Source organism: Nocardioides currus, assembly GCF_003057875.1.
Lineage (GTDB): Bacteria > Actinomycetota > Actinomycetes > Propionibacteriales > Nocardioidaceae > Nocardioides > Nocardioides currus.
Genome location: NZ_PYXZ01000003.1, coordinates 217,993 through 241,745, shown reverse-complemented (window position 1 = coordinate 241,745; position 23,753 = coordinate 217,993). Strand labels below are relative to the sequence as shown.

At 72.2% G+C, this 23,753-nt stretch carries 21 protein-coding genes; 4 read left to right on the top strand and 17 right to left on the bottom strand.

Annotated elements, in window-relative coordinates:
• Positions 1-5: 5 nt before the first annotated feature.
• Genes C7S10_RS09965 through C7S10_RS09955 form a run of 3 tightly spaced genes read right to left on the bottom strand, consistent with a single transcriptional unit; the run spans position 6 to position 4,026 of the window.
• On the bottom strand, positions 6-2,657 hold the full coding sequence (locus C7S10_RS09965) for an FtsX-like permease family protein (RefSeq protein ID WP_108344276.1): 2,652 nt from the start codon (positions 2,655-2,657) through the stop codon (positions 6-8).
• The gene (locus C7S10_RS09960; RefSeq protein ID WP_108344275.1) at positions 2,654-3,370 is read right to left on the bottom strand and encodes an ABC transporter ATP-binding protein; all 717 of its coding nucleotides are present in this window, start codon (positions 3,368-3,370) and stop codon (positions 2,654-2,656) included. The genes C7S10_RS09965 and C7S10_RS09960 overlap by 4 nt, the downstream gene beginning before the upstream one ends.
• Entirely contained in the window at positions 3,367-4,026 is a 660-nt protein-coding gene (locus C7S10_RS09955) for a PadR family transcriptional regulator (RefSeq protein WP_108344381.1), read from the bottom strand. The genes C7S10_RS09960 and C7S10_RS09955 overlap by 4 nt, the downstream gene beginning before the upstream one ends.
• Before the next feature lie 217 nt (positions 4,027-4,243).
• Between C7S10_RS09955 and C7S10_RS09950 the strand changes: the two genes are divergently transcribed.
• Both C7S10_RS09950 and C7S10_RS09945 read left to right on the top strand, forming a co-directional pair.
• Positions 4,244-4,885, top strand: coding sequence for an RDD family protein (locus tag C7S10_RS09950; protein WP_108344274.1), 642 nt, complete (start codon positions 4,244-4,246; stop codon positions 4,883-4,885).
• A gap of 64 nt (positions 4,886-4,949) precedes the next feature.
• Positions 4,950-5,861: a DUF2189 domain-containing protein gene (locus C7S10_RS09945; protein WP_108344273.1), complete on the top strand. Its 912-nt coding sequence runs from the start codon at positions 4,950-4,952 to the stop codon at positions 5,859-5,861.
• A 114-nt stretch (positions 5,862-5,975) separates the two neighbouring features.
• On the opposite strand, the gene C7S10_RS09940 is transcribed toward C7S10_RS09945, so the two are convergent.
• The 4 genes from C7S10_RS09940 to C7S10_RS09925 form a co-directional block, all read right to left on the bottom strand.
• On the bottom strand, positions 5,976-7,496 hold the full coding sequence (locus C7S10_RS09940; protein WP_108344272.1) for a hypothetical protein: 1,521 nt from the start codon (positions 7,494-7,496) through the stop codon (positions 5,976-5,978).
• The gene (locus C7S10_RS09935; protein WP_108344271.1) at positions 7,480-8,172 is read right to left on the bottom strand and encodes an ABC transporter ATP-binding protein; all 693 of its coding nucleotides are present in this window, start codon (positions 8,170-8,172) and stop codon (positions 7,480-7,482) included. Before C7S10_RS09935 ends, C7S10_RS09940 begins: the two co-directional genes overlap by 17 nt.
• Positions 8,173-8,240: 68 nt before the next feature.
• A complete protein-coding gene (locus C7S10_RS09930) occupies positions 8,241-10,436 on the bottom strand; it encodes a 3-hydroxyacyl-CoA dehydrogenase NAD-binding domain-containing protein (protein ID WP_108344270.1) in 2,196 nt (731 codons plus the stop codon).
• Positions 10,437-10,648: 212 nt separating this feature from the next.
• Entirely contained in the window at positions 10,649-11,857 is a 1,209-nt protein-coding gene (locus C7S10_RS09925) for an acetyl-CoA C-acetyltransferase (protein WP_108344269.1), read from the bottom strand.
• Positions 11,858-11,940: 83 nt separating this feature from the next.
• On the opposite strand from C7S10_RS09925, the gene C7S10_RS09920 reads away from it, so the two are divergent.
• Positions 11,941-12,525 (top strand): MerR family transcriptional regulator, encoded by a 585-nt coding sequence (locus C7S10_RS09920; RefSeq protein WP_108344268.1) that lies wholly within the window; start codon positions 11,941-11,943, stop codon positions 12,523-12,525.
• A 77-nt stretch (positions 12,526-12,602) separates the two neighbouring features.
• The gene (locus C7S10_RS09915; RefSeq protein WP_108344267.1) at positions 12,603-13,499 is read left to right on the top strand and encodes an NAD(P)H-binding protein; all 897 of its coding nucleotides are present in this window, start codon (positions 12,603-12,605) and stop codon (positions 13,497-13,499) included.
• Here the strand turns inward: C7S10_RS09915 and C7S10_RS09910 are convergent.
• The 10 genes from C7S10_RS09910 to C7S10_RS09865 form a co-directional block, all read right to left on the bottom strand.
• Positions 13,482-14,168 (bottom strand): CPBP family intramembrane glutamic endopeptidase, encoded by a 687-nt coding sequence (locus tag C7S10_RS09910; RefSeq protein WP_108344266.1) that lies wholly within the window; start codon positions 14,166-14,168, stop codon positions 13,482-13,484. The genes C7S10_RS09915 and C7S10_RS09910 overlap by 18 nt on opposite strands.
• Before the next feature lie 34 nt (positions 14,169-14,202).
• Complete coding sequence (locus C7S10_RS09905; RefSeq protein ID WP_108344265.1) at positions 14,203-14,961, bottom strand: 2-keto-4-pentenoate hydratase; 759 nt, start codon at positions 14,959-14,961, stop codon at positions 14,203-14,205.
• Complete coding sequence (locus C7S10_RS09900) at positions 14,958-15,593, bottom strand: alpha/beta hydrolase (protein WP_108344264.1); 636 nt, start codon at positions 15,591-15,593, stop codon at positions 14,958-14,960. The genes C7S10_RS09905 and C7S10_RS09900 overlap by 4 nt, the downstream gene beginning before the upstream one ends.
• Positions 15,590-16,084, bottom strand: a complete 495-nt coding sequence (locus C7S10_RS09895) for a VOC family protein (protein WP_108344263.1) — start codon at positions 16,082-16,084, stop codon at positions 15,590-15,592. Before C7S10_RS09895 ends, C7S10_RS09900 begins: the two co-directional genes overlap by 4 nt.
• A gap of 179 nt (positions 16,085-16,263) precedes the next feature.
• Complete coding sequence (locus tag C7S10_RS09890; RefSeq protein ID WP_108344262.1) at positions 16,264-17,775, bottom strand: DEAD/DEAH box helicase; 1,512 nt, start codon at positions 17,773-17,775, stop codon at positions 16,264-16,266.
• Positions 17,776-17,976: 201 nt separating this feature from the next.
• The gene (locus C7S10_RS09885) at positions 17,977-19,011 is read right to left on the bottom strand and encodes a LacI family DNA-binding transcriptional regulator (RefSeq protein ID WP_108344380.1); all 1,035 of its coding nucleotides are present in this window, start codon (positions 19,009-19,011) and stop codon (positions 17,977-17,979) included.
• 5 nt (positions 19,012-19,016) lie between these two features.
• Positions 19,017-20,528: a GH1 family beta-glucosidase gene (locus tag C7S10_RS09880; RefSeq protein ID WP_108344261.1), complete on the bottom strand. Its 1,512-nt coding sequence runs from the start codon at positions 20,526-20,528 to the stop codon at positions 19,017-19,019.
• On the bottom strand, positions 20,525-21,343 hold the full coding sequence (locus C7S10_RS09875) for a carbohydrate ABC transporter permease (RefSeq protein ID WP_243395298.1): 819 nt from the start codon (positions 21,341-21,343) through the stop codon (positions 20,525-20,527). Before C7S10_RS09875 ends, C7S10_RS09880 begins: the two co-directional genes overlap by 4 nt.
• Positions 21,340-22,380: a carbohydrate ABC transporter permease gene (locus C7S10_RS09870; RefSeq protein ID WP_108344259.1), complete on the bottom strand. Its 1,041-nt coding sequence runs from the start codon at positions 22,378-22,380 to the stop codon at positions 21,340-21,342. The genes C7S10_RS09875 and C7S10_RS09870 overlap by 4 nt, the downstream gene beginning before the upstream one ends.
• A 19-nt stretch (positions 22,381-22,399) precedes the next feature.
• Positions 22,400-23,635, bottom strand: a complete 1,236-nt coding sequence (locus tag C7S10_RS09865) for an ABC transporter substrate-binding protein (RefSeq protein ID WP_108344258.1) — start codon at positions 23,633-23,635, stop codon at positions 22,400-22,402.
• Between the last annotated feature and the right edge of the window lie 118 nt (positions 23,636-23,753).

Sequence of the window (23,753 nt, the reverse complement as noted above, 5' to 3'; positions counted from 1 at the left end):
TTTTGTCAGGTGAGACGCGTCGCCAGCGGAAGCCGTGCCCGCGCGAAGAGCCCGACGACCAGCGCGGTGAGCAGCGGCAGCACGACGACCAGGCCCAGGATCAGCAGCCACGGGATGTCGAGGAAGGGACCGGCCGGGCCCTCCGACGAGCCCGACCCGTAGGTCACCCCGCTCGTCAGCGGCCAGGTGATCGCGACGCCCGGGATGAACCCGACCACCGTCCCGAGCACGGCTCCGACGAAGCCGACGACCAGGGCGTACGACGCCGCGACCCCGCGCCGCGATCGGGGCGACGCCCCCACGGCGGCCAGCGTGGCGAGGTCGGGACGCGCGTCGGACAGCGCGAGGAAGGTGGCGGTCAGCGTCCCGCCGAGCATCAGCACGCCGCCGAGCCCGAAGAGGATCGCGAGCAGGATGATGATCGCGTTGTCGGTCTGGTAGCCGCGCTCGACATAGGCGTACGCCGATTCGCTGACCCCCGCCACCCGCTCCTCGAGGTCCTTGGCCTGGGCCGCGGTCAGGTCGTTCGGGGGGAGGTAGACGCCGACGGTCTGCACGTCGAGCCCGGCCTCCTCGGCCAGCGTCGTCGGCACCACGAGCGAGACGGCCACGGGCCCGTCGACCTGCACCGTCTCGACCGGCCAGTCGAGTCGCGTCGGCTCGGCCGCGTCGTCGTCGGGCGAGTAGGTCTGGAGGACGATCCGGTCCGCCGTACCCTCCTGCGCCAGCACCACCGCTGATCCTGCCGCCAGCGCGGCGGACGCCTGCCGCGCCTGCTCGTCGGTGAGCGCGAGCTGCCCGGGCAGGTCGCCGTCGCTGACCATGGCCGCGCCGGCGAACCCACCGGTCGTCTCCAGCGCCACCCAGTCCTCCCGCGTCGCGCCGCGGACGTCGAAGAAGCGCGAGCCGCCGTCGCCGGTCTGGTAGACGATCCCGTCGACGGTCTCCCGCTCGACGCCCGGCACCGCCTGCTCGATCGCCCTGTCGACGCGCTCCCAGACCGCCTGGTCTGGCGGATACTCGCGATAGGTGCCGCCGACCATGTCCGAGGTGCCGCTGACGGTGACGGTCGCGGCCCCCATCTCGAGCTGGGGGCGGTAGGTCGAGCGTCGCTCCGCCTCGTCGCTGGTGTTGGCGATGCCGAGGGCGACGACGCCGGCCACCGTGGCGGCGACCGCGGCCACGGCGGGGACGGTGCGCGTGCGGTGGCGAGCTGCGTCGCGCGCGGCGTAGCGCAGCGTCAGCGGGAAGCGGCGCGAGAGCCGGGCGATCAGGGCCACCACGACCGGCACGACCATGATCATCCCGAGCACGGACACGATGGCGGAGACGGCGATGGCGTACTCCCCGTTGCCGGCCGAGCCGACGACGCCGTAGACCGACAGCAGCACGCCGCAGCCGAGCACCACCAGGCCGAGGAGTGGGGTGCGCGCCGACGGCTTCCGGTCTCCGCGACGCCCGGCGAGCACCGCCACGACGTCCTGACGGGAGGCGATCCAGGCGGGGACGACGGCGGCCAGCACCGCGCTCAGCAGGCCGCACGCGGCGACCACGGCGACCGCCCACCAGGTGATGTCGACCGGCCCGAACCACTCACCGCTGAAGCGCTGCACCACCGGAAGCAGGGCGAGCCCGACGACCACGCCGAGGACCGCACCGATCGCGGCAGCGAGCGCTCCGAGCACCACGCCGGAGGCGAGGACGACGCGGCGTGCCTGGCGCGGCGTCCCGCCGGAGGCCGCCATCAGGGCGAGCGCCCGCGACTGGCGGCGGGCGCCGACGGCGAACGCCGGACCGGCGAGCAGGATGACCTCGAGGAGCGCCATGGTGACGACCAGCGCCACGACGGCGATGTAGTCGCCCAGGCCGGTGTCGTAGCCCATCTGCTCGGCCTGCTCACGCACGGCCGGCGGGTCCGCCAGGACCTCGCGCGAGGTGACGACGGCGCCGAGGTCGTTCAGCTCGCGCACCTGCGACCACGACACCGGGCCGCTCTCGACCAGCCACTCGGGGTCGCCGGCCGTCGCGTCGAAGCTGCTGCCCAGCCCGCCGGGCAACCCCATGACGGTCGGCTGGTCGCGGTACGTCGCGTCGCGGCCGATCCCGACGACCTCGACGTCGCTCCCCTGCAGGTCGAGCACCTCGCCGATCGCCACGCCACGCTCGGCGTAGCCGGTGTTGACCACGGCCTCGCCGGCGGCGGTCGGGAGCCGGCCCTGCTCCACGTCGAAGAGCCCCTCGGTCATCGGGTCGCCCAGGTCGACCTCGGTGGCCGCGACGGAGATCCGGCGGTCCCCCATCGGCACCTGGAGGTAGACGTCGTCGCGGATCGTGAGCACCCGGCTGTCGGCGCCGAGGACGCCGGTCAGGTCGGCCTCCGTGACCACCCGGTCGAGGCTGCCGGTCGTGCCCCACCCGTCGCGCGGGTCGGGCAGCTGGATCACGGTGTTGCCGACCGCCTCGACGCGGGCGTCGGCCGCACCGAGCGCCCGGTCCGCACGCTCGCCGCCCGTGACCTGCGCGGTGGCGTAGATGACCGCCGCGGCGGTCACCGCGAGCACCGGCAGGGTGATCATCAGCACCACGAGGGCGGTGCGACCGCGTGAGCGGAGCGCGTCGCGCCAGGCCAGCCGGAGGGCCGGGCGCCACCCCGTCACGGGCTGACCTCGAGCAGCTCCTCGGCCGAGTCGGCGCCCGACTCGTCGACGACCAGGCCGTCGCGGATGAAGACGACACGGTCGGCCCACGCCGCGTGCCGCGCTTCGTGGGTCACCAGCACCCCGGCCGCGCCCGCGTCGCAGCGGCTGCGCAGCAGGCGCAGGATCTCCTCGCCGGTGTCGGTGTCGAGCGCGCCGGTCGGCTCGTCGGCCAGGATCAGGCGGCGCTCGCCGACGATGGCGCGCGCGATCGCGACCCGCTGCTGCTGCCCGCCCGACATCTCGTCGGGGAAGCGGTCGGCGAGACCGGCGATGCCGACCTCCTCGAGGGCGGCGAGCGCGAGCGCACGGGCGGCCCTACTGCGCTCGCCGTCGAGCTCGCGCGGGAGGGCGACGTTCTCGGCCGCGGTCAGCGCGGGGATCAGGTTGAAGTCCTGGAAGACGTAGCCGATCGACGTACGCCGCATGCGGGCCCGTCCGGCGTTGCCCAGTCCGCCGAGGACGGTGCCCTCGACGCTGACGGTGCCGCTGGTCGGCTCGTCGAGGCCGCCAGCGATGGTGAGCAGGGTCGACTTGCCGGAGCCAGACGGGCCCATCACGGCGACGAGCTCGCCGGCGCGCGCGGTGAAGCTGACGCCGCGCAGGGCGTGCACCTCGGTGGCGCCGTCGCCGTGCACGCGGGTCACGTTGTCGAGGTGGAGCACGGCGGTCATGAGGTGACTTCCTCTTCGTGGGTGGCCGGCTGCGGCCGGGTCAGTGGGGTGGTGGGTCGCGCCGGGGTGTGGAGCCGCCCCTCGACGGCGGCGCGGCGCAGTCGGGCCTCGCAGTGGTCGAGCCAGCGGATCTCGGCCTCGGCGTCGAAGACCAGGGAGTCGAGGACCAGCGACCACGCGAGGTCCTCGGCCTGGTCGGGTCGCGAGGCGCGGCCCGAGCGCTTGAGGCGGGTGTAGTCCTGGAGGGCGGTCATCGTCGCCGTACGCTGCTGCTGGATGAGCGACGCGACGTCGACGCCCGGGAGCGTGACCGCGATCGCGAGCTTGATCGCCAGCTCGTCGCGGGGTGGCTGGGTGCGAGGCACCGGCGTGGTGAACCACGCCGACACCTCGCCCCGACCCGAGGTGGTGATGCGGTACATCACCTGGGCGGCGGCCGGCCCGTGCTGGCCCGACTGGTCGGTCGCGTCGTCGGCCCCCGAGCCGTCGACGTGCTCGACCAGTGCGTCACGCTCGAGCCGGGCGAGGGTCGTGTAGACCTGCCCGACGTTGAGCGGCCAGGTGGCCCCGGTGCGCTGCTCGAACTCGGCGCGGAGCTGGTAGCCGTACATCGGCCCCGGCTCCAGCAGCGCGAGCAGCGCCTGGCGGATCGACATCGCGCCCCACCGTCCCATCCCTCGTCTCGCCGGCCCCCGTGACCGGCGCGAGGACATGTATACCACGTATGCATACCGCGTATACAGCCGCCGATCGCGCGATCTCCCGGACCAGACCCGGGTTTCGCGGCGCGGATGCGGGGCAGGACGCCCGCGCGCGCCGCTACGCTGCCGCACAACTTGCGCGCCGAGCGCACTCACGAGGGGAACACGACTGATGTCCAACTACGGCAACCCGCCCACCGACCCGTACGGCCAGTCAGGCCAGCCCGGCCAGGACCCGTACGGCCAGCAGCCCGGCCAGCCGACCAACGACCCCTACGCGCAGCAGCAGAACCCGTACGGCGCCCAGTCCTACGGCTACCCCAGCAACCCCGGCGTCCCGCCGGGCGTCACCTTCGCCCACTGGGGCAAGCGCGTGGCCGCCTACCTGATCGACGCGCTCGGCGGCCTGATCGCCTACATCCCCGGCATCATCGGCATCGTCATCGCCGGCGCCAGCGCCGAGACCGACCCCTACACCGGCGAGGTGACCTCCACGGGCGGCTCGGGCCCGATCGTGGCGATCCTGATGTTCCTCAGCGTGATCCTGGTCATCGCCTACTTCGTGTGGAACTTCTTCATCAAGCAGGGCCGCACCGGCTACACCATCGGCAAGGGCGTGATGGGCATCAAGCTGGTCAAGGCCGAGACCGGCCAGCCGATCGGGCCGGGCATGGCGTTCGTGCGCCAGCTCGCCCACATCCTCGACGGCATCCCGTGCAACCTCGGCTACCTCTGGCCGTTGTGGGACGCCAACCGCCAGACCTTCGCCGACAAGGTCATCGGCACCTACGTCATCGACCAGCCCAAGCCCTGACCGCCACTAGGCTCGGCCCGATCCACGACTCCGCACGACCACACGAGGGAACGACGAGGCACGCATGTCCAACTACGGCGACACCCCAGACGACGAGACCCCGAAGGACCCCTACGGCCAGCCGCCCTCGGGTCCGCCCAGCGAGCCCAACTACGGCCAGCCCGGCGCCGGCGCGCCCAACTACGGCGACCCGGCGAGCAGCCAGCCGGGCAACCAGCCCGGCTACGGCCAGCCCTACGGCCAGGCGCCCTACGGGCAGCAGCCGTACGGCCAGCAGCCAGGCGGCGTCAGCACGTTCAGCGTCGGCGACGCGTTCAGCTACGGCTTCAAGAAGTTCCAGGCCAACCTCGGCCCGCTGATCATCGCCGCGCTGGTGCTGTTCGCGGTCGTCGCGGTGATCCAGGTCCTGCAATACATCGTCGGCGGTGGCGGCGAGACCACGATCGAGCTCAACGACGACGGCACCATGACCAGCACGTCGGGCGGCATGCTCGGCGGCTCGATCGTCGCCTCGCTCTTCTTCGGCGTGCTGAGCTTCCTGGCGCAGCTCGCCATCCAGGCCGGCATCGTCAAGGGCGCCCTCGACATCACCCAGGGCCAGCGGCTCTCCATCGGCACGATGTTCAACGGCATCAACTGGGTGCAGGTCCTGATCGCGTCCCTGATCCTCGCGGTCGCCACGATCATCGGCCTCGTGCTGTGCATCCTTCCGGGCCTCGCGGTCATGTTCGTGACCGCGTTCACCCTGCAGTTCATCATCGACAAGGACCTGCCGGCGGTGCAGGCGATCCAGGCCAGCGCCAAGCTGGTCATGGCCAACGCCGGGACCGTGCTGGTGTTCTTCCTGGCCTGCCTGGCGGCGTACTTCGTCGGCGCGATCCTCTGCGGCATCGGCCTCCTGGTCGCGATCCCGGTGGTCGTGATCGCGCAGGCCTACGCCTACCGCACGCTCCAGGGCGAGCAGGTCGCTGCCTGATCCGACCCCCGGTAACGCCACCAAACACGCACTCCCGCCCCCATCAGTGGGGGCGGGAGTGCTGTTTTCGTGGCGTTACCCAGCGCGGAGCAGCTCGGGACGGGCGTACGGCGCTCAGCCGGCCGAGACGGTCAGCGCGATCTCGGCCCGGGCGGGCGCGTCGAGCCAGCGGCGGCGGGCCCGTCGCAGGCGCAGGCCCGACCGGAGCAGGAACAGCGCGGCGAAGGCCGGCGGCAGCCACCAGATCGGCACCGACGAGGCCCCGACGAAGAGCATCCCGGTCACGGTCGTGACCAGCGAGAGCCGCAGGGCATAGCCGAACATCGCGGCGTGCGGGGCCGGGGTGGCGCGGGGCGAGCGGAGGTCGACGGCATACGGACGGCGCACCGACCACGACATGGCGATCGCCAGCACCTGCACGACCACGACCACCCAGCAGGCGACCAGCGCGATCGCGACCTGCCGCTCGGGCAGCCCGTTGCGGATCGCGCCGGCGAGCACCGGGACGCCCGACACCAGGACGAGGCACTCGGCGGTGACCAGCGTCCGCGCGTCGAAGGTGGCGGACGGCGCGACGGGCAGGCTCTCGCGCCACAGCGTCCCGCGGCCGTCGAGGCACCACGCGTTGACGCCGTAGAGCAGGGCGGCGCCGCTCGCGCCGAGCCCCGGCAGGATCAGGACGGTGTCCCAGGACAGCCCGGCACCGAGGGCCACGAGCGCCGGTCCTGCGGCGAGCACGATCAGGCCGCGTCGCATGCCGACCGAGCGCCACACCGACCCGCGGTCGAGCTGGCGCATCAGCGCGAGGTCGGCGCCGAGGAGGCGCGGCGTCGGTGCGGGGCGTGCCTCGTGCACGCCGGACTCGACCCGCAGCTCCTCGCGCGGCGGCAGGCCGAGGGCCCATCGAGCGGGTACGCCGCCGGCCGCGACCGCGCCGACGACCAGCACCAGCAGCAGGGCGGCCACGAGCGGCCAGCGCGGTCCGCCCAGCGAGTCGGCGAGGCGGGCGGTCGGGAGCGCTGCGGACAAGTCGTCGAGGCGTCCGGCGACCTGGCCGGCGAGCAGCGCGAGCGCCGCGGCGCCGGTGACGCTGCGGATCACGACGACACCGTGACGGGTCCGGCGGACACCCTCCACGCTCCAGCCGACGACCTGCGCGGCAGCCGTGGCGAGGACGACCCAGAGGAGCACCACGACCTGCGCGCCCAGCAGGCCGTGCGGACCGACGGTCAGCGCCGTGGTGGCGAGCAGCGCCCAGGCCTGGAGCAGCCAGGCGAGGTTGAGCGGGGCGAGGACGAGCGCGCCGAGGTGCTCGGTGAGCGGCCCGATCGGGTGGATGACCGCCTGCTCGCGCGGCAGCAGCTCGCGTCCGCCGCCACCCCCCATCGAGGCGCCGATCCCGAGCAGCAGGAAGCCGGCCAGGGCCGCGGGCAGCGCGGCTTCGACCAGGTCCAGCCGATCGGCGGGGATGCCGGAGAGCCAGGCGGGCGCGACGGCCATCAGCACCGTCATCGCGACGACCATGACCAGCGAGACTGCGGCGACCCGCGGGCGGCGTACGGACCGCGAGCGGAACCCCATCAGGTGCCGCAGGTCGGTGGCGGCCCCGCGCCAGGTCTCAGTCGAGGAGCGCACGATAGGTCTCGCTGGTCAGCTCGACGGCGTCCATCTCGGCGACGCTGGAGCCACCGCGCAGCACGATCGCGGACGCACACGCCTCGAGGGCGAGGTCGCGCAGGTGCGTGGAGAGCAGGATGCAGGCGCCGCGGGCGCGGGCGTCGGCGACCACCTCGAGGGTCGCCTCGACGCCGATCGGGTCGACGCCGTCGAAGGGCTCGTCGAGGAGCAGGACGGCCGGCTCGTGCAGCGCGGCCAGCACGACGCTGAGCCGGCGGCTCATGCCGTGGCTGAACCCTCCGACCACGCGGTGGGCGACGTCGCCGAGGCCGAACCTCTCCAGCAGGTCGCGACCGCGCGTCTCCCACTCGGGCATCCGGCGCAGCCGGGCGGTGAGCTGGAGGTGCTCCCACGGGGTGGCACGCGGCACCAGCCCGCCGACGTCGGGGCAGTAGCCGACCGTCCGCTTCACCGCGAGTGGGTCGGCGGCGACGTCGGTGCCGGCGACGAGGACGGTGCCGGAGGTGGGGGGTACGACGCCCGCCAGCACCTTCATCGTCGTCGACTTGCCGGCGCCGTTGCGACCCAGGAGCGCGGTCGCGCGCCCGGAGTCGGCGGCGAGGTCGATGCCGGCCACGGCCTCCACCTCGCCGAAGCGGACGTGGAGGTCACGGATGTCGATCACGGGGGTCACCGGTCAATGGTCCCCGAGACCGGGCGTTCGCGCGGGCGAATGGCGAGACCGCCCCTCGGCGCACCGGGTCAGGCGGGGTACGTCCCCCCGGCCTCGGCCACGGCGACCACGGAGGCTGGCGGCTCGAAGCGCTCGCCGTACGCCGCGGCGAGCTCGCGGGCACGGGCCACGAACCCGGCGGGGCCACGACCCGCTGCGCCCTCGAAGCCGTTGACGTACTGGATCGCGCCGCCGGTCGCCGGCGGGAACCCGATGCCGAAGATGGAGCCGATGTTGGCCTCGGCCGACGAGCGCAGGACGCCCTCGTCGAAGCACTTGATCGTCTCGATGGCCTCGACCACGAGCTGGCGGTCCTGGATGTCCTGGAGCGGGATCTGCTCGGCGGCCGGCGGGAAGTGCTCGGCCAGGCCCGGCCAGAGGCCCAGGCGCTTGCCGGACTCGTCGTAGTCGTAGAACCCGGCGCCCTTCAGCTTGCTGGAGCGGCCGAGCCCGATCATCGTGTCGATGACCTGCTCGGCACCGTGGGGCTGCCAGGTCCCGCCGTCGCGCTCCACGGCGTCCTTCGAGGCCTTGCGGATCTTGGCCATCAGCTCCATGTTGAGCTCGTCGGTGATCTGCAGCGGCCCGACCGGGTAGCCCGCCATCTGGGTGGCGCGGTCCAAGCTGGCCGGGTTGACGCCCTCGCCGAGCATCGCGAGCCCCTCGTTGATCTGGGTGCCGATCACGCGCGAGGTGTAGAAGCCGCGGCTGTCGTTGACGACGATCGGCGTCTTCCTGATCAGCTGGACGACGTCGATCGCCTGCGCGATCGCGGTGTCGCTGGTCTGCTCGCCGGCGATGATCTCGACCAGCGGCATCTTGTCCACGGGCGAGAAGAAGTGCAGCCCGATGAAGTCGGTCGGGCGGTCGACGCCCTGCGCCAGCTCGGTGATGGGCAGCGTGCTGGTGTTGGAGCACAGCAGCGCGTCGGGGTTGACGTGCTCGGCGATCTCGGCGAAGACCTGCGCCTTGAGCGACGGGTCCTCGAAGACGGCCTCGATCACGAGGTCGCAGCCCACGGTGTCGGCCGCGTCGTCGGTCGGGGTGATGCGGGCGAGCAGCTCGTCGGACTTCTCCTGGGTGAGCTTGCCGCGCGAGACGGCCTTCTCGTTGAGCTTCGCGGAGTAGGCCTTGCCGCGCTCGGCCGACTCGATCGCCACGTCCTTGAGCACGACCTCGAGGCCGGCGCGGGCACAGACGTAGGCGATGCCCGCACCCATCATCCCGGCGCCGAGCACCGCGACCTTCGTGGGCTTGAACGTGGGCACCCCCTCGGGACGCAGGGCGCCCGAGTTGATCTGCTGCAGATCGAAGAAGAAGGCCTGGATCATGTTCTTGGCGTTCTGGCCGGTGACCAGCTTGGCGAAGTAGCGCGCCTCGATGCGGCACGCGGTGTCGAAGTCGACCTGGGCGCCCTCGACGGACGCCGCCATGATCGCCTCGGGCGCCGGGAAGTGCGCGCCCTTGAGCTGCTTGCGCAGGCCCGCCGGGAAGGCGGGCAGCATCTGGGCCAGCGAGGGGTGTGACGGCGTGCCGCCGGGCATCCGGTAGCCCTTGCGGTCCCAGGGCTGGACGCTCGCCTCCTCGTTGTCGCGGTTGGCCAGCACCCACGCCTTCGCGGCGGGCAGCAGCTCCTCCTGGGTGCCGACGAGCTCGTGGACGAGGCCCTTGGCCTGAGCGGCCGTCGGCTTGTAGCGCTGGCCCTGGAGGAGGACGTCCATCAGCGCCGAGGAGACCCCGAGCAGGCGGGTGACGCGGGCGACGCCGCCGCCCCCGGGCAGGAGTCCGAGGGTGACCTCGGGCAGGCCGATCTCGTAGCGCCCCTCGACCGCGATGCGGTGGTTGAAGGCCAGCGCGATCTCGAGGCCACCACCGAGGGCCGCGCCGTTGATCGCCGCGACGGTCGGCACGCCGAGCTTCTCGAGCCGGCGCAGCTGCGCCTTGAGGACCAGGCTGCCGTCGAAGATCTCCTCGGCCTGGTCGGGTCCGACGGAGAGCAGGTCGGTGAGGTTGCCGCCGGCGAAGAAGGTCTTCTTGGCGGAGGTGATCACCACGCCGGCGAGGTCGGTCTCCTGCTCGAGGCGGCCGACGGCCTCCTCCATGCTGCGCCCGTAGAGCTCGTTCATCGTGTTGGCGCTGGCGGTCGGGTCGTCGAGGGTCAGCGTGACGATGCCGTCGGAGTCGCGGTCGTAGCGGATCGCGCTCTGGGTGTCGGTGGTGCTCATCTGGTTGTTCTCCTTCGCGCCGCTCCGGGTGGCGGCACATTGCGCGGAAGTCGGGGTGTCAGCTGCGATCTGCCGCCACGGCGGGCGGCGGGTCGGCGGCGGGGCCGGCGGGTCGGCGGGTCGGCGGCTGGTCGGCGGCGGGGTGGCGGCACCTCGCGCACGGCGAGGCCGTCGACGCGTCATCTGCCGCCACCATGGGACGGGGTGGTGGGTCAGACGCGCTCGACGATGGTGGCGATGCCCATGCCGCCGCCGACGCAGAGCGTGGCGAGGCCGCGGCGCAGGTCGCGCCGCTCGAGCTCGTCGACCAGGGTGCCGAGGATCATCGCGCCGGTGGCGCCGAGCGGGTGGCCCATCGCGATGGCGCCGCCGTTGACGTTGGTGATCTCGTGGCTGATGTCGAGGTCGCGCATGAAGCGCATGGCGACCGCGGCGAAAGCCTCGTTGATCTCGAACAGGTCGATGTCCTCGACCGACAGGCCGGCCTTGGCGAGCGCCTTGCGGGCGGCCGGCGCGGGACCGGTGAGCATGATCGTCGGGTCGGCGCCGCTGACGGCAGTGGCCAGGATCCGGGCGCGCGGGGTGAGGCCGAGGTCGGTGCCGACCTGCTCGGACCCGATCGCCACCACGGCCGCGCCGTCGACGATGCCGGAGGAGTTGCCGGCGTGGTGGACGTGGTCGATCTTCTCGATCCAGTGGTACTTCTGCAGCGCGACGTCGTCGAAGCCGAGGTCTCCGTGGAAGGCGAAGGACGGCTTGAGGCCGGCGAGCGACTCCGCCGTGGTGCCGGGGCGGATGAACTCGTCACGGTCCAGCACGGTGAGGCCGTTGAGGTCGCGGACGGGGACGATCGAGTGGTCGAAGTAGCCGTTGGCCTGCGCCTTGGCCGCGCGGGCCTGCGACTCGGCGGCATAGGTGTCGACGTCCTCGCGGTTCCAGCCCTCGACCGTGGCGATCAGGTCGGCGCCGATGCCCTGCGGGACGAAGTGCGTGTCGAGCGCGGTCTTCGGGTCCATCGCCCACGCGCCGCCGTCGCTGCCCATGGCCACGCGGCTCATCGACTCGACGCCGCCGGCGAGGATCAGGTCCTCCCAGCCGGAGGCCACGCGCTGGGCGGCCTGGTTGACGGCCTCGAGCCCGGAGGCGCAGAAGCGGTTGAGCTGCACGCCGGCAACCGTCTCGGGGTAGCCCGCCTTCAGCGCCGCGGTCTTGGCGATGTCGCCGCCCTGGTCGCCGATCGGGGAGACCACGCCGAGCACCACGTCGTCGACCCGGGCCGGGTCCAGCCCGGGGTTGCGCGTCCGCACCTCGTCGAGGAGGCCGACGACGAGGTCGACGGGCTTCACCTCGTGCAGCGAGCCGGTGGCCTTGCCCCGGCCCCGCGGCGTACGGATGTGGTCGTAGATGAATGCCTCTGCCATGCGCCGATTGTGACACCATGACTGTCACAATCGCTAGGTGTGTGGTCCGGGTCACGCACGACCAGTCTGGGAGGGTACGCCGCATGACCGACGAGTCCGTCCTCCTCACGCTCGACGAGCTGACCGAGCGCGTCGGCACCAGCGTGCGCAACATCCGCTTCTACACCTCCAAGGGCCTCGTCCCTCCCCCGCTGCGCCAGGGCCGCTCGGGCTTCTACACCGCCACCCACGTCGCCCGGCTCGAGCTGGTCCGCGAGCTCCAGGAGCACGGCTTCACCCTGTCCGCGATCAAGGGCTACCTCGACCGGATCCCCGAGGACGCGACGCCCGCCGACATCGCCCTGCACCTCTCGCTGCTCGCGCCCGTCACCGGCGAGCGCGACGTCGACGTCCACGACGGGCTGCTGGGCGTCGGCGTCCCCTCTGCCGCAGCGCAGGCCGTGGCCGAGGTCTACGCCCGCCACGGCCAGCAGGTCGCCGACGAGCTCTCGGAGATCGTCCGCACCCACGTGTGGCCGGCCGTGCGCGACCGCGGCGGATCGGTCGAGGACCTGCGCGCCCTGGTCCACCGGCTCAAGCCGCTGACCATCGCCGGCCTCGTCAGCGCCTACGAGCAGGCGATGGACGAGAGCGCGGACTCCTACGAGCGCCGCAGTTCGCGCGCCTGACAGAGTGAGCCCATGAGCACCCCACGATGTTCTCCTCCTCCGCTTCGCTCCCCCGGACAACACCGCGGGGACCCCGCATGACCACCGTCCTCGTCACGGGCGCGACCGGCTTCATCGGTCGTCGACTCGTCCCCGCCCTGATCGACGCCGGACACACCGTGCGGGCGATGACGCGCAGCCCGGAGAAGTACGAAGGCCGGGGGGAGCCGGTCGGTGCCGACGTCGGCGACCCGGACTCCCTGGCGGGCGCGCTCGAGGGCGTCGACGTCGCGATCTACCTCGTGCACTCTCTCGACGACCCCGACTTCGAGCGCAAGGACGCGGACGCGGCCCGCAACTTCAGCAAGGCCGCCGCCGACGCCGGCGTCCGCCAGATCATCTACATGGGCGGCCTCGGCGCGGACGACGGCGACCTGTCGGCGCACCTGCGCTCCCGCCGCGAGGTGGAGGGCCTGCTGGGTAGCGACGGCGTGCCGGTGACGGTCCTGCGAGCCGCGATCGTCGTCGGCCACGGCGGCATCTCGTGGGAGCTCACCCGCCAACTGGTCAAGAACCTGCCGGCGATGGTGGTGCCGAAGTGGGTCGGCACCCGCACCCAGCCGATCGCCATCGACGACGTGGTGCGCTACCTCGCCGGCGTCGTCGACCAGGACGCGGCGCTCGACCGGGTCTTCGAGATCGGCGGCCCCGACCAGCTCACCTACCGAGAGATGCTCCAAGGCGTCGCGCTGGCGATGAACGGCCGCAAGCTCCCCATCGTCGTCGTCCCCCTGCTCACGCCGGGCCTGTCCTCGCGTTGGCTGGCGCTGGTGACCGACGTCGACGTCACGACCGGCCGCAACCTGATCGACTCCATGTCGACCGAGGTCATCGTCACCGACACCTCGATCCGCGACATCGTCCCGGGCGAGCCGCTGACCTACCGCGAGTCCGTGGAGCGGGCGCTCCGGGAGCGCTCAGAAGAGCAGGGGTAGCAGGAAGAGCATCGACAGCGACCAGGTGATGTGCGTCAGGATCGGCGCCAGGATGCCGCCGCTGGCCCGACGCTCGAGGCCGCACACCGCACCGAGCAGGATCGCGGCGAACCCGAGCATCACGTTGCCGGTGGCGAGGGTCGCGACGACGTACGCCAGGGTCGTCCACGCGACCGGGTGCTTGGGGATCGCGGCATACATCGCACCGCGGAAGAACAGCTCCTCGGCGATGCCGTTGACGAACGTGATGGCCGCCAGCAGGGCCAGCGAGCCCTCGTCGGCATAGGCCAGGACGGAGCTGACGTAGTCGGCCAGCGGCGGGATCTCGCGAACGACGAGGGCGCCGAGGACGAAGATCCCGACGAGCAGCAGCCCGAGCAGGATCGGCGCGAGGACGGGACGGACGAAGACCTCGGCGCCACGGGCCCTGCGTCCCAGGTGCAGGCGGCCCGAGAGGAACGCGCCGACCGCCCAGACCCCGGCGAGCACGATCGCGGCGACGTAGAAGGTGTCGCCACCGGGCTCGAGCCGCAGCGACCAGCCGAGGACGGCCGCGCCCACCAGCACCACGACGGCCGCCACGACCTGCCGGCGACGGAAGGCCTCGTCGCTGTCGCGCTGGTCGCGCGGGACGACGTCCCACAGCGATCGCTGGATCCAGTTGCGCATGACGATCAGCCTAGGTCGAGGGTGGATCGCAGGATCAGAGGGTGGACAGGACGGCGCTGCCGAGCCCCTCGACCACCGCCTCGAAGCGGCGGCCCTCGGTGAGCGGGACGGCGTCGGCCATCGCGCCGGCGAGCACGACCGAGCCGGCGGGCAGCGTCTCGCCGCGGGCCTCGAGGTGCCGGGAGAGGTGCACCAGGGCCTCCGACGGGTCACCGAGGATCGCAGCGGGCGAGGTCGTCGAGACCACCTCGCCGTCGACGGCGAAGGTCGCCGCCAGGTTCGCCAGCCCCTCGAGGTCGACCCCGCGCCACTCACCGACCACGAAGCCCGCGGCGCTGGTGTTGTCGGCGAGCACGTCGCCGAGCCGGAAGTGGTAGCCGGTCCAGCGCGAGTCGATGACCTCCAGCGCCACGGCGACCCCGTCCAGGACGCTCGCGATCTCGCCGCGACCGAGAGCGCGGTCCAGGTCGGCACCCAGGCGGAACGCCACCTCGGGCTCGACCCGCGGCTGCACGAGCCCACCGAGGTCGGGAGCGGCCATCGCGTCGGTCAGGAACCCGACGATGGGCTGGTGGACGTGCATGGTCCGCTGCTTGGCCTCACTGGTGAGGCCGAGCTTCGCACCGACGACCCACTCGCCGGCGGCGACGCGGGCAGCGCGGTCGAGGTCCTGGACGTCGTAGCCCCACGCCTCGTCGACGCCGTCGTGCTCGTCGCTGAAGCGAGGGAGCGTACGGCGCTCGCGGCGCGCCGCGGCGAGGAGCGCGGCGGCCTCGTGCGGGTCGAGGCTCATCCCGGCATCCGCTCGACCAGCCACGCGGCCAGCGCGGTGACCGTGTCCTGCGTCAGGCCGTGGCCGCCCGGATCGCGCCGCGAGGTGGCCGTGGCACCGGAGTCGCCGTGGAGGTAGTCCCAGGTGCGGGCGAGGAGCTCGGCCGGGATCACGTGGTCCTGGTCGCCCTGGGCGACGAAGACCGGCAGCCCGGCGAGGTGTCCGGCGTCGACCGGGACGCCGGCGTCCTCGAAGGGCAGCGTGCCGTAGAGGACCGCGGCACCACTGAACCGGTCGGGCTCGCTGAGCACCAGTCCGCCGGCGAACGCGGCCCCACCGCTGAAGCCGACCAGCACGACCGGGCGGCCCGGCTCGGCGGTCGCGTCGAGCCAGGCGCGGAACCACGCCATGGTCTCGGCCAGGCTCTCGGCGACCGGGCGGCCGATGCCGCGGTTGGCGAACCACGCGTAGCCGCCGCCCTCCGCGATGGGCGCCCGCACGGCGGCGTACGACGGGCCGGTCGGCAGGTGCCCGGCGAGGCCGATGATGTCGGTCTCGCTGGAGCCGCGGCCGTGCAGGAGGACGACCAGCGGGACGGTCGGGTCGTCCTGACCCGCGGCCCAGGCGACGACGGGAGGCGCGAAGTCGGTCATCGGGCGATCGTCCCGGCCGTGCGGACGCCGGACCAGGTGCTCACCTCGGTGGCGAGGTCGAGCCGCTCGACGGGGGCCTCGTGCTCGAAGCGGCCCCAGTCCTCGCGCGGCAGCATCCACATGATCTCGAACTCGTTGCCGTCGGGGTCCTTGCCGTAGATGCTCTTGGTCGCGCCGTGGCTGGACTCGCCGGTGTAGGCGTCGTGCTCGGCGAGGCTGAGCCGCGCCTGCTCGAGCTGCTCGATCGTGTCGACCTGCCAGGCGAGGTGGTAGAGCCCGATGCCGGGGCGCTTGACCTGATCGGCGCCGATGCCGAAGAGGCCGAGGTCGTGGTGGTTGTCGCCGTGCGTCAGCCGCAGGAAGGCGGCGTTGGCGCGCGGCTCGCTCGCCGCGACCTCCATGTCGAAGGCGGAGGTGTAGAAGTCGACCGCGCGCTGGAGGTCGGCGACGAAGAGGACGGCGTGGTTGAGGCGCACCGCGGGGATGGACATGGCTGCTCGCTTTCGTTGGCCTTCAGAATAGTTGAAGGTTTAACCAAATGAAAGCGGCAGTCATTCCCGTGGCGCGCGAAGACGCGCGGACGTCGGTCGTACGACGACCCCGACCGCCCGCTCGGGGGGCGGGCCGGGATCCGACCAAGGTCCGCGCGTCTACGCGTCAGGAGCAGGGGTCAGCGGGAGGAGAACCCGGCCGCGGAGTGCGACCGCCCGCCGCCACCGGCACCGCCGGCAGCGCCGGCGCCACCCGAGCGACCGCGACCGCCACCGGAGCGACGACGACCGCCGCCACCGCCGGGACCACCGGCGGGAGCACCCTGGCCGCCGCCGGAGCGACGACGCTGGCCGCCGCCGGTCGAACCGCCGCTGGGGGTCTCGCTGGTGTAGCTCGTCGGGTTGCCCCGGCGCGACTGGCCGTTGGTCTGGCCCTGGCTGCGAGCCCGCTTGCGCTGGGCGTTGGCGCCGGTGGACCTGCCACCGCCGCCGCCGGAGGGGGCGACGTCGGGCACGAGGCCACCGGGGGTGCTGCGCTCGCCGGGGGCGAGCTGGACCAGCATCGGGTGGTCGGAGCCGTGGACCCGGGTGGTCGTGGGCTTGATGCCCGCGAGCCGGGTCAGGTCGCGCACGTCGCGGACCTGCTCGTCGGTCATCAGGGTGATGACGGTGCCCTCCGCGCCGGCGCGAGCCGTGCGGCCGGAGCGGTGCAGGTAGGCCTTGTGCTCGGTCGGCGGGTCGGCGTGGATCACCAGGGCCACGTCGTCGACGTGGATGCCGCGGGCGGCGATGTCGGTCGCGACGAGGGTGGTGGCCTTGCCGGAGTGGAACATCTCCATGTTGCGGGTGCGCGCGTTCTGGCTGAGGTTGCCGTGCAGGTCGACCGAGGGCACACCCGACTTGTTGAGCTGGCGGGCCAGCGCCTTGGCGCCGTGCTTGGTGCGGGTGAAGACGACCGTGCGGCCGGGGGCGCTGGTCAGGTCGACCAGGATCGGCACGCGCTGGTCGCGGCTCACGTGCAGCACGTGGTGGGCCATCGTGGAGACCGGCGACTGGGCCGAGTCGGCCTCGTGGGTGACGGGGTTGGTCAGGAACCGCTTGACGAGGACGTCGATCGCCTTGTCGAGCGTCGCCGAGAAGAGCAGGCGCTGGCCGTCCTGGGGCGTCTTGTCCATGATCCGGCGCACGCCGGGCAGGAAGCCGAGGTCGGCCATGTGGTCGGCCTCGTCGAGGATCGTGGTCTCGACGGCCGACAGGTCGGCGTGCTTCTGCTGCATCAGGTCCTCGAGGCGGCCCGGGCAGGCGATGACGATGTCGACGCCCTTCTTGAGGGCGGTGACCTGCGGGCCCTGGCTGACGCCGCCGTAGACGACGACGGTCGAGAGGCCGGTGGCGTCGGCCATCGGCTTGAGGGCGGCGTGGATCTGGCCGACGAGCTCGCGGGTCGGGGCCAGGATCAGCGCGCGCGGCTTGCGCGGCATCGCCGGCAGCTTGGCGGCGTCGAGGCGCGCGACGAGCGGGAGGAGGAAGGCGTACGTCTTGCCGGAGCCGGTGCGGCCCCGACCGAGGACGTCGCGGCCGGCGAGGCTGTCGGGCAGCGTCGCGGCCTGGATGGGAGTGGGGGTGGTGATGCCCTGCTTGTCGAGGATGTCGATGAGCGTCGCGGGCACGCCGAGGTCGGCGAAAGACATGTGGAACCTTTTCGTTGGCGTCTCGCCAACACATCGCGCCTGGTCGTGGTGAAGCAGTGCGCGGCATGGCCTCGAAGGATTCGAGGTCAGCGGGGTCCGGGTGGTGCTGGTCCCGCTGCGCCCGGGGCAAGACTGGCCGGGACGACTTCTACAACCGTAGCGGGCGCCTGCGTGTTCCTGTGAATCGGTGGGAGTGTGACCTCAGGCGCTGTCGCGGGTCACCAGCGTCGGCGGGATGATCACCCGCATCGGGTGGCTGGGGCTGTGGCCGTCGACCTGTTCGAGCAGCAGGCGGGTCGCGCGCTCGGCCATCTCCTCGACCGGCTGGCGCACGGTCGTCAGCGCTGGCGTCGTGCGCTCGGCGACCCCGAGGTCGTCGTAGCCCACGACCGCGACGTCGTCGGGGACGCTGCGCCCGAGCGAGGCCAGCACCTTGAGCGCACCGGCGGCCATCAGGTCGGAAGCGACGACGATGCCGTCGAGGTCGGGGTGCCGGGCCAGCAGTGCGTCGGCGGCGCGCTGGCCGCCGAGCTCGGTGAAGTCCCCGTGCTCGACCGCGTCGTCGGCCAGGCCGGCCGCGGCCATGGCCTGGCGCCAGCCGGCGAGCCGGTCCTCGGCGGCGGTCATGTCGGAGGGGCCGGCGATGGTGCCGATCCGGCGGCAGCCGCGCTCGACCAGCACCTCGGTGGCGATCCGCTCTCCGGCGGTGTTGTCGACGTCGACGTACGCCACCCGGTCGCCCGCCGACCACGGCCGGCCGCCGAAGACGCAGGGCAGGTCGAGGCGCGACATGTGCTCGGCGAGGCCGTCGTCGCGGTGGTGCGAGACGACGAGGGCGCCGTCGACGTGGCGGTTGGTGAGGTAGCGCAGGGTGCGGGCCGTCGAGGCCCCCGGTCGCGCCAGCAGGAGCACGAGCTGGATGTCGCGCTCGCTCAGCACGCGGGTGACGCCGCGCAGGGTGCCCGCGAAGAACGGGTCGGAGAAGACCCGGTCGTCCGGCTCGGGCACGACCACCGCGATCGAGTCGGTGCGGCGGGTGACGAGGCTGCGGGCGGCGGGGTTGGGGACGTAGCCGAGGGTGCGTACGGCGCTGTCGACCGAGGCCTGCGCGGCGGCGCTGACCCGCTGACCGCCGTTGATGGCGCGCGACGCGGTCGCGCGCGAGACGCCGGCCACCCGGGCCACCTCGTCGAGCGTCGGGGTGCCGCCCGCCGCGGGCTTCCTCGTGCCGTTCACGCGGGTCACGGTAGCCACTCGTCCGGCCCGCGCGCTGTCAGCCCACCCCGCTCGGCGACGGCGGCGTACCAGTGGGCGCTCGACTTGGGCGTGCGGACCTGGGTGTCGTAGTCGACGTGGACCAGCCCGAAGCGCTTGGCGTAGCCGAAGGCCCACTCGAAGTTGTCCATCAGCGACCACTGGAAGAAGCCACGCACGTCGACCCCGTCGGTGATCGCTGCGTGCACCGCGCGGAGGTAGTCGTCGAGGAAGGCGATGCGCTCGGGGTCGCGCACCTCGCCGTCGGGGTCAGGGGCGTCGTCGTACGCCGCTCCGGTCTCGGTGAGGTAGATCGGCAGGTGGCGGTAGTCGGTGTCGAGACGGACGAGCAACCGGTGCAGCCCCTCGGCCTGCACCTCCCAGCCCATGGCGGTGACGGGCAGGTCGCGGCTCGGGAAGGTGACGTGCTCGGAGCCGACGAACGGCGACAGCGCGACCCGGTCCGGCTTGTCGGCGCCGAGCCCCATGACCGCGGTGTGCTCATGCCCCGAGACGGCGTTGCCGTGGTAGTAGTTCACGCCCAGGACGTCGATGGGGCTGGAGATCAGCTCGAGGTCGCCGTCCTGCACGACCTCGTGCCAGTGGCCGGTGCCCCAGTCGAGGTGCGCGGTGTCCTCGAGGACGTCCTCGGGATAGGTGGCCTTGAAGATCGGGTCGAGGAAGAGCCGGTTGTGCAGCCCGTCGATGCGGCGCGCAGCGTCGACGTCAGCCGGGTCCTCGGGGTCGAACGGGTCGGGCACCGTCAGGTTGAGGCTGAGCCCGAGCCGGATGTCGTCGCCGGCTCCGTCGGCCCGGCGGCGGAGCTCGTCGACGACGATCCCGTGACCGAGCAGCAGGTGGTGCGCGGCGACGAGACCGGCGACGCCGTCCTGCCGGCCCGGGGCGTGGTGGCCGGCGGAGTAGCCGAGGAACGCCGAGCACCACGGCTCGTTGAGCGTCGTCCAGGTCGGGACGCGGTCACCCAGGACGTCGTACACGCTGAAGGCGTAGTCGGCGAACCGGTGGGCCGTGTCGCGGTTGGTCCAGCCGCCCGCGTCCTCCAGCGCCTGCGGGAGGTCCCAGTGGTAGAGCGTCAGCCAGGGCGCGACGTCGTGGGCGAGCAGCTCGTCGACGAGCCGGTCGTAGAACGCGAGGCCGGCGCGGTTGACCGCTCCCCCGTCCGGGCGCACGCGCGGCCACGCCACCGAGAAGCGGTAGGACGCCATCTTCAGCTCGCGCATCAGCGCGACGTCCGAGGGCATCCGGTGGAAGTGGTCGCAGGCGACGTCGCCGGTGTCCTGGTTGAGCACCGCCCCGGGGGTGTGGGAGAAGGTGTCCCAGATCGAGGCGCTGCGTCCGTCCTCGGCCACCGCGCCCTCGATCTGGTAGCAGGCCGTGGCCGCACCCCAGACGAATCCCTCCGGGAAGGCGAGCGGGCCCAGGTCGTACGCCGCGGTGCGCGGCTCCGGACGGATGGCGGTCGTGCGCTGGGTGGTCATCCCTTGACTGCTCCTTGCATGATGCCGGCGACGAGCTGCCTGCCGGTGAGGACGAAGAGGGTCAGCAGTGGCACCGTGGAGATGGCGGCGCCGGCGAGCACCAGGCTGTAGTCGACGTAGTAGCCGCTCTGGAGCTGCTGGAGTGCGATCTGGACGGTGGGGTTGCTCGCGGGCAGCACGATCAGCGGCCAGAAGAAGTCGGTCCAGGTGGCCATGAAGGTGAACAGCCACAAGATCGCGGCGGCCGGACGCGCGGCCGGGACGGCGACGGTCCAGAAGGTCCGCAGCATCGAGCAGCCGTCGACGCGCGCGGCCTCGATCAGCTCGTCGGGCACCGCGTCGACGAGGTACTGCCGCATGAAGAAGACGCCGAAGGCGGTGACCATGCCGGGCACGATCAGCGCCCACATCGAGCCGACCCAGCCGAGCTTGGCCATCACGATGAACAGCGGGATCACGCCGAGCTGGGTGGGCACCGCGAGGGTCGCGACCACGAAGACCAGCAGCGGTGTGCTGCCGCGGAAGGTGAGCTTGGCGAAGGCGTAGCCCGCGAGGGTGGAGAAGAAGACCACGGAGGTCGCGACGGTGCCGGAGACGAGCAGGCTGTTGCCGAGCGCCTTCCAGAACGGCACGGCCTCGAAGGCCCGCTGCGCGTTCTCGAAGAAGTGGCCGCCCGGCAGCAGCGGCGGGACGCGCTTGGTCAGCACGTCGCGGCTGTGGGAGCCGACGAGGAACGACCAGTACAGGGGCGCCGACGAGCCCAGCAGGAAGGCGGTCAGCAGCCCGTAGACCAGGAAGCCGGGGCGGCGGTTCACCTGCGGCCTCCCAGGGCTCCGAAGCGCCGGCTCACCGCGAGGTTGACGAGCGCGAAGACGATGATGATGAGGAACAGCAGCCACGCCACGGCCGAGGCCATGCCGAGGTCGCGCACCCGCCAGCCGAGCTCCCAGAGGTACATCGTGAGCGTCTGGTACTGCCGGTCGGAGCCCCCGAGGCCCTGGGTGTCGAAGAGCCGCGGCTCGGCGAACACCTGCAGCCCGCCGATGGTCGAGGTGATGACGACGAAGAGCAGCGTGGGGCGGATCAGCGGCAGCGTGACCGAGACGAACTGGCGGACCTTGCCGGCTCCGTCGATGGCGGCCGACTCGTAGAGCTCGCGCGGCACGGCCTGCATCGCGGCCAGGAAGATCAGCGCGTTGTAGCCGGTCCAGCGCCAGTTGACCATCGAGGCGATGGCGACGTGGCTGGCGAGGGTGTTGACGTGCCACTTGATCGGCTCGAGGCCGATGCCCTGCAGCGCCTCGTTGACCAGGCCGTAGCGGTCGCCGAAGACGTTGCCGAAGATCAGCGCGACCGCGGCGGGCGCGACCACGAAGGGGATCAGCACGCCCATCCGCCACAGCGTGCGACCGCGCAGCTGGGTGTCGAGCAGCCCCGCGAGGACCAGCGCGATGAGCACCTGCGGGACCGAGGACAGCAAGAAGATGCTGATCGTGTTGCGCAGCGCGTTCCAGAAGTAGCGGTCCTCGAGCACGCGCCGGTAGTTCTCGAGCCCGGTGTAGTCACCCTGCCCGCCGAGCAGCGACCAGTCGTGCACCGAGACGAAGGCGGTGTAGAGCAGCGGGAAGAGGCCGACGAGCGCGAAGAGCAGGAAGAACGGCGAGACGTAGAGGTACGGCGAGAGGCGGTTGTCGAGCCGGGACAGCCGCTGTCGGAACGGCGACGACGGTCGCCGGTCGCGCTCGTCGGTCACCGCACGCGACCGTGCGCCCGCGAGGGCGGCGGTGTCCCCGATGGGGCTGGGGTCACTGCCGTCCTCGACGGACGTCACGGAGGGAGAGTCGAGCGTCATGGCGTGGAGGATCCGGGGATCAGCCCAGTCGCTCCACGTCGGCCAGGAAGGACTGCCAGGCCTCGTCGGCCGACTCCTTGCCCTCGTCGACGCGCTGGATCGCCTGCTGGTAGGCGGTGTTGATGTCGGCGAACTTCGGGCCCTTGTGCGGGATGAACGGCACGGCCTCGGCCCGCTCGGCGAGGATCTCGCCGGTCGGGGCGTCGTTGAAGAACGCGTTGGTCGCCCCGGTCAGGGCCGGGTCGGTGAGCGCGTCGACCTGGCTGGGGAACGTGCCCTTGGCCTCGAAGGCCTTGACCTGCTGCTCGGGCGCGGTCAGCCAGGCCGCCAGCGCCTTCGCCTCCTCCGGGTGGTCGCCCTGCGCCGGCACGGTGAGGTAGGAGCCTCCCCAGTTGCCGCCGCCACCCGGGAAGGCGTTGGCGATGTCCCAGCCCTCGACGCCGTCCGCGTTGCCCTCGATGACGCCGAGCATCCAGCCCGGGCAGGCCATCGTGGCGAAGCCGTCGTTCTGGAAGGAGGCCGTCCAGTCCTCGCTCCACTGGGTGAGACCCGTCGACAGTCCGTCGGCGGCGTTGGCGGTGATGGTGTCGAAGACTGCCTTCACGTCGGCGTTGTCGGCCGCGATGACGTTGTTGTCCTCGTCCTCGAAGGAGTACTCCGTCTGGTTGATCATGGCCTGCGCCGTACCGCCCGAGCTGTCGTACCACGCGGTCTTCGGCATCTTCTTGACGAACTGGCGTCCGGCCTCGAAGTAGCTGTCCCAGTCGGCGAAGAGGGAGGCCACCTCCTCGCGGTCGGTCGGCAGGCCGGCCTTCTTGAACAGGTCGGCGCGGTAGCACATGCCCTCGGGTCCGATGTCGGTGCCGTAGCCGATCAGCTCGCCGTCGGGCGTCGTGGCAGCCTCGGTCTTCCAGTCCAGCCAGCGACCGTCGAGCTCGGGGTCGGAGAGGTCGACGAAGGCGTCGGACTGCTCCATCAGCGCCGACCACCAGTCGACCTCGATCGCCTCGATGTCGGAGAGCCCGGAGCCCGCCGCCAGCTTGGTGTAGAGGTTGTCCTGGTGCTCGTTGGCCGTGCCGGCCTTCTTCTGCTCGACGACGACGTCGTCCTGCATCGCGTTGTACTCCTCGATGAGGCCCTCGTAGCCGAACTCGTTGAACGTCGCCACGGTCAGCTTGATCTTGCCGTCCGCGGTCTCGTCGTCGGAGTCGCCGCCACCGCACGCGGCGGCGGTCATCGTGAGCGTGAGCGCCATCAGGGCGCCCGTGACGAGTCGCGCTCGCCGAGTCTTCCGTGTGTGCACCACTGCTCTCCTGCCGTCCTGCGAGATGCCGGACGCGGATGCCCGGCTGGAAGGTGATCCCTCGCTGCAG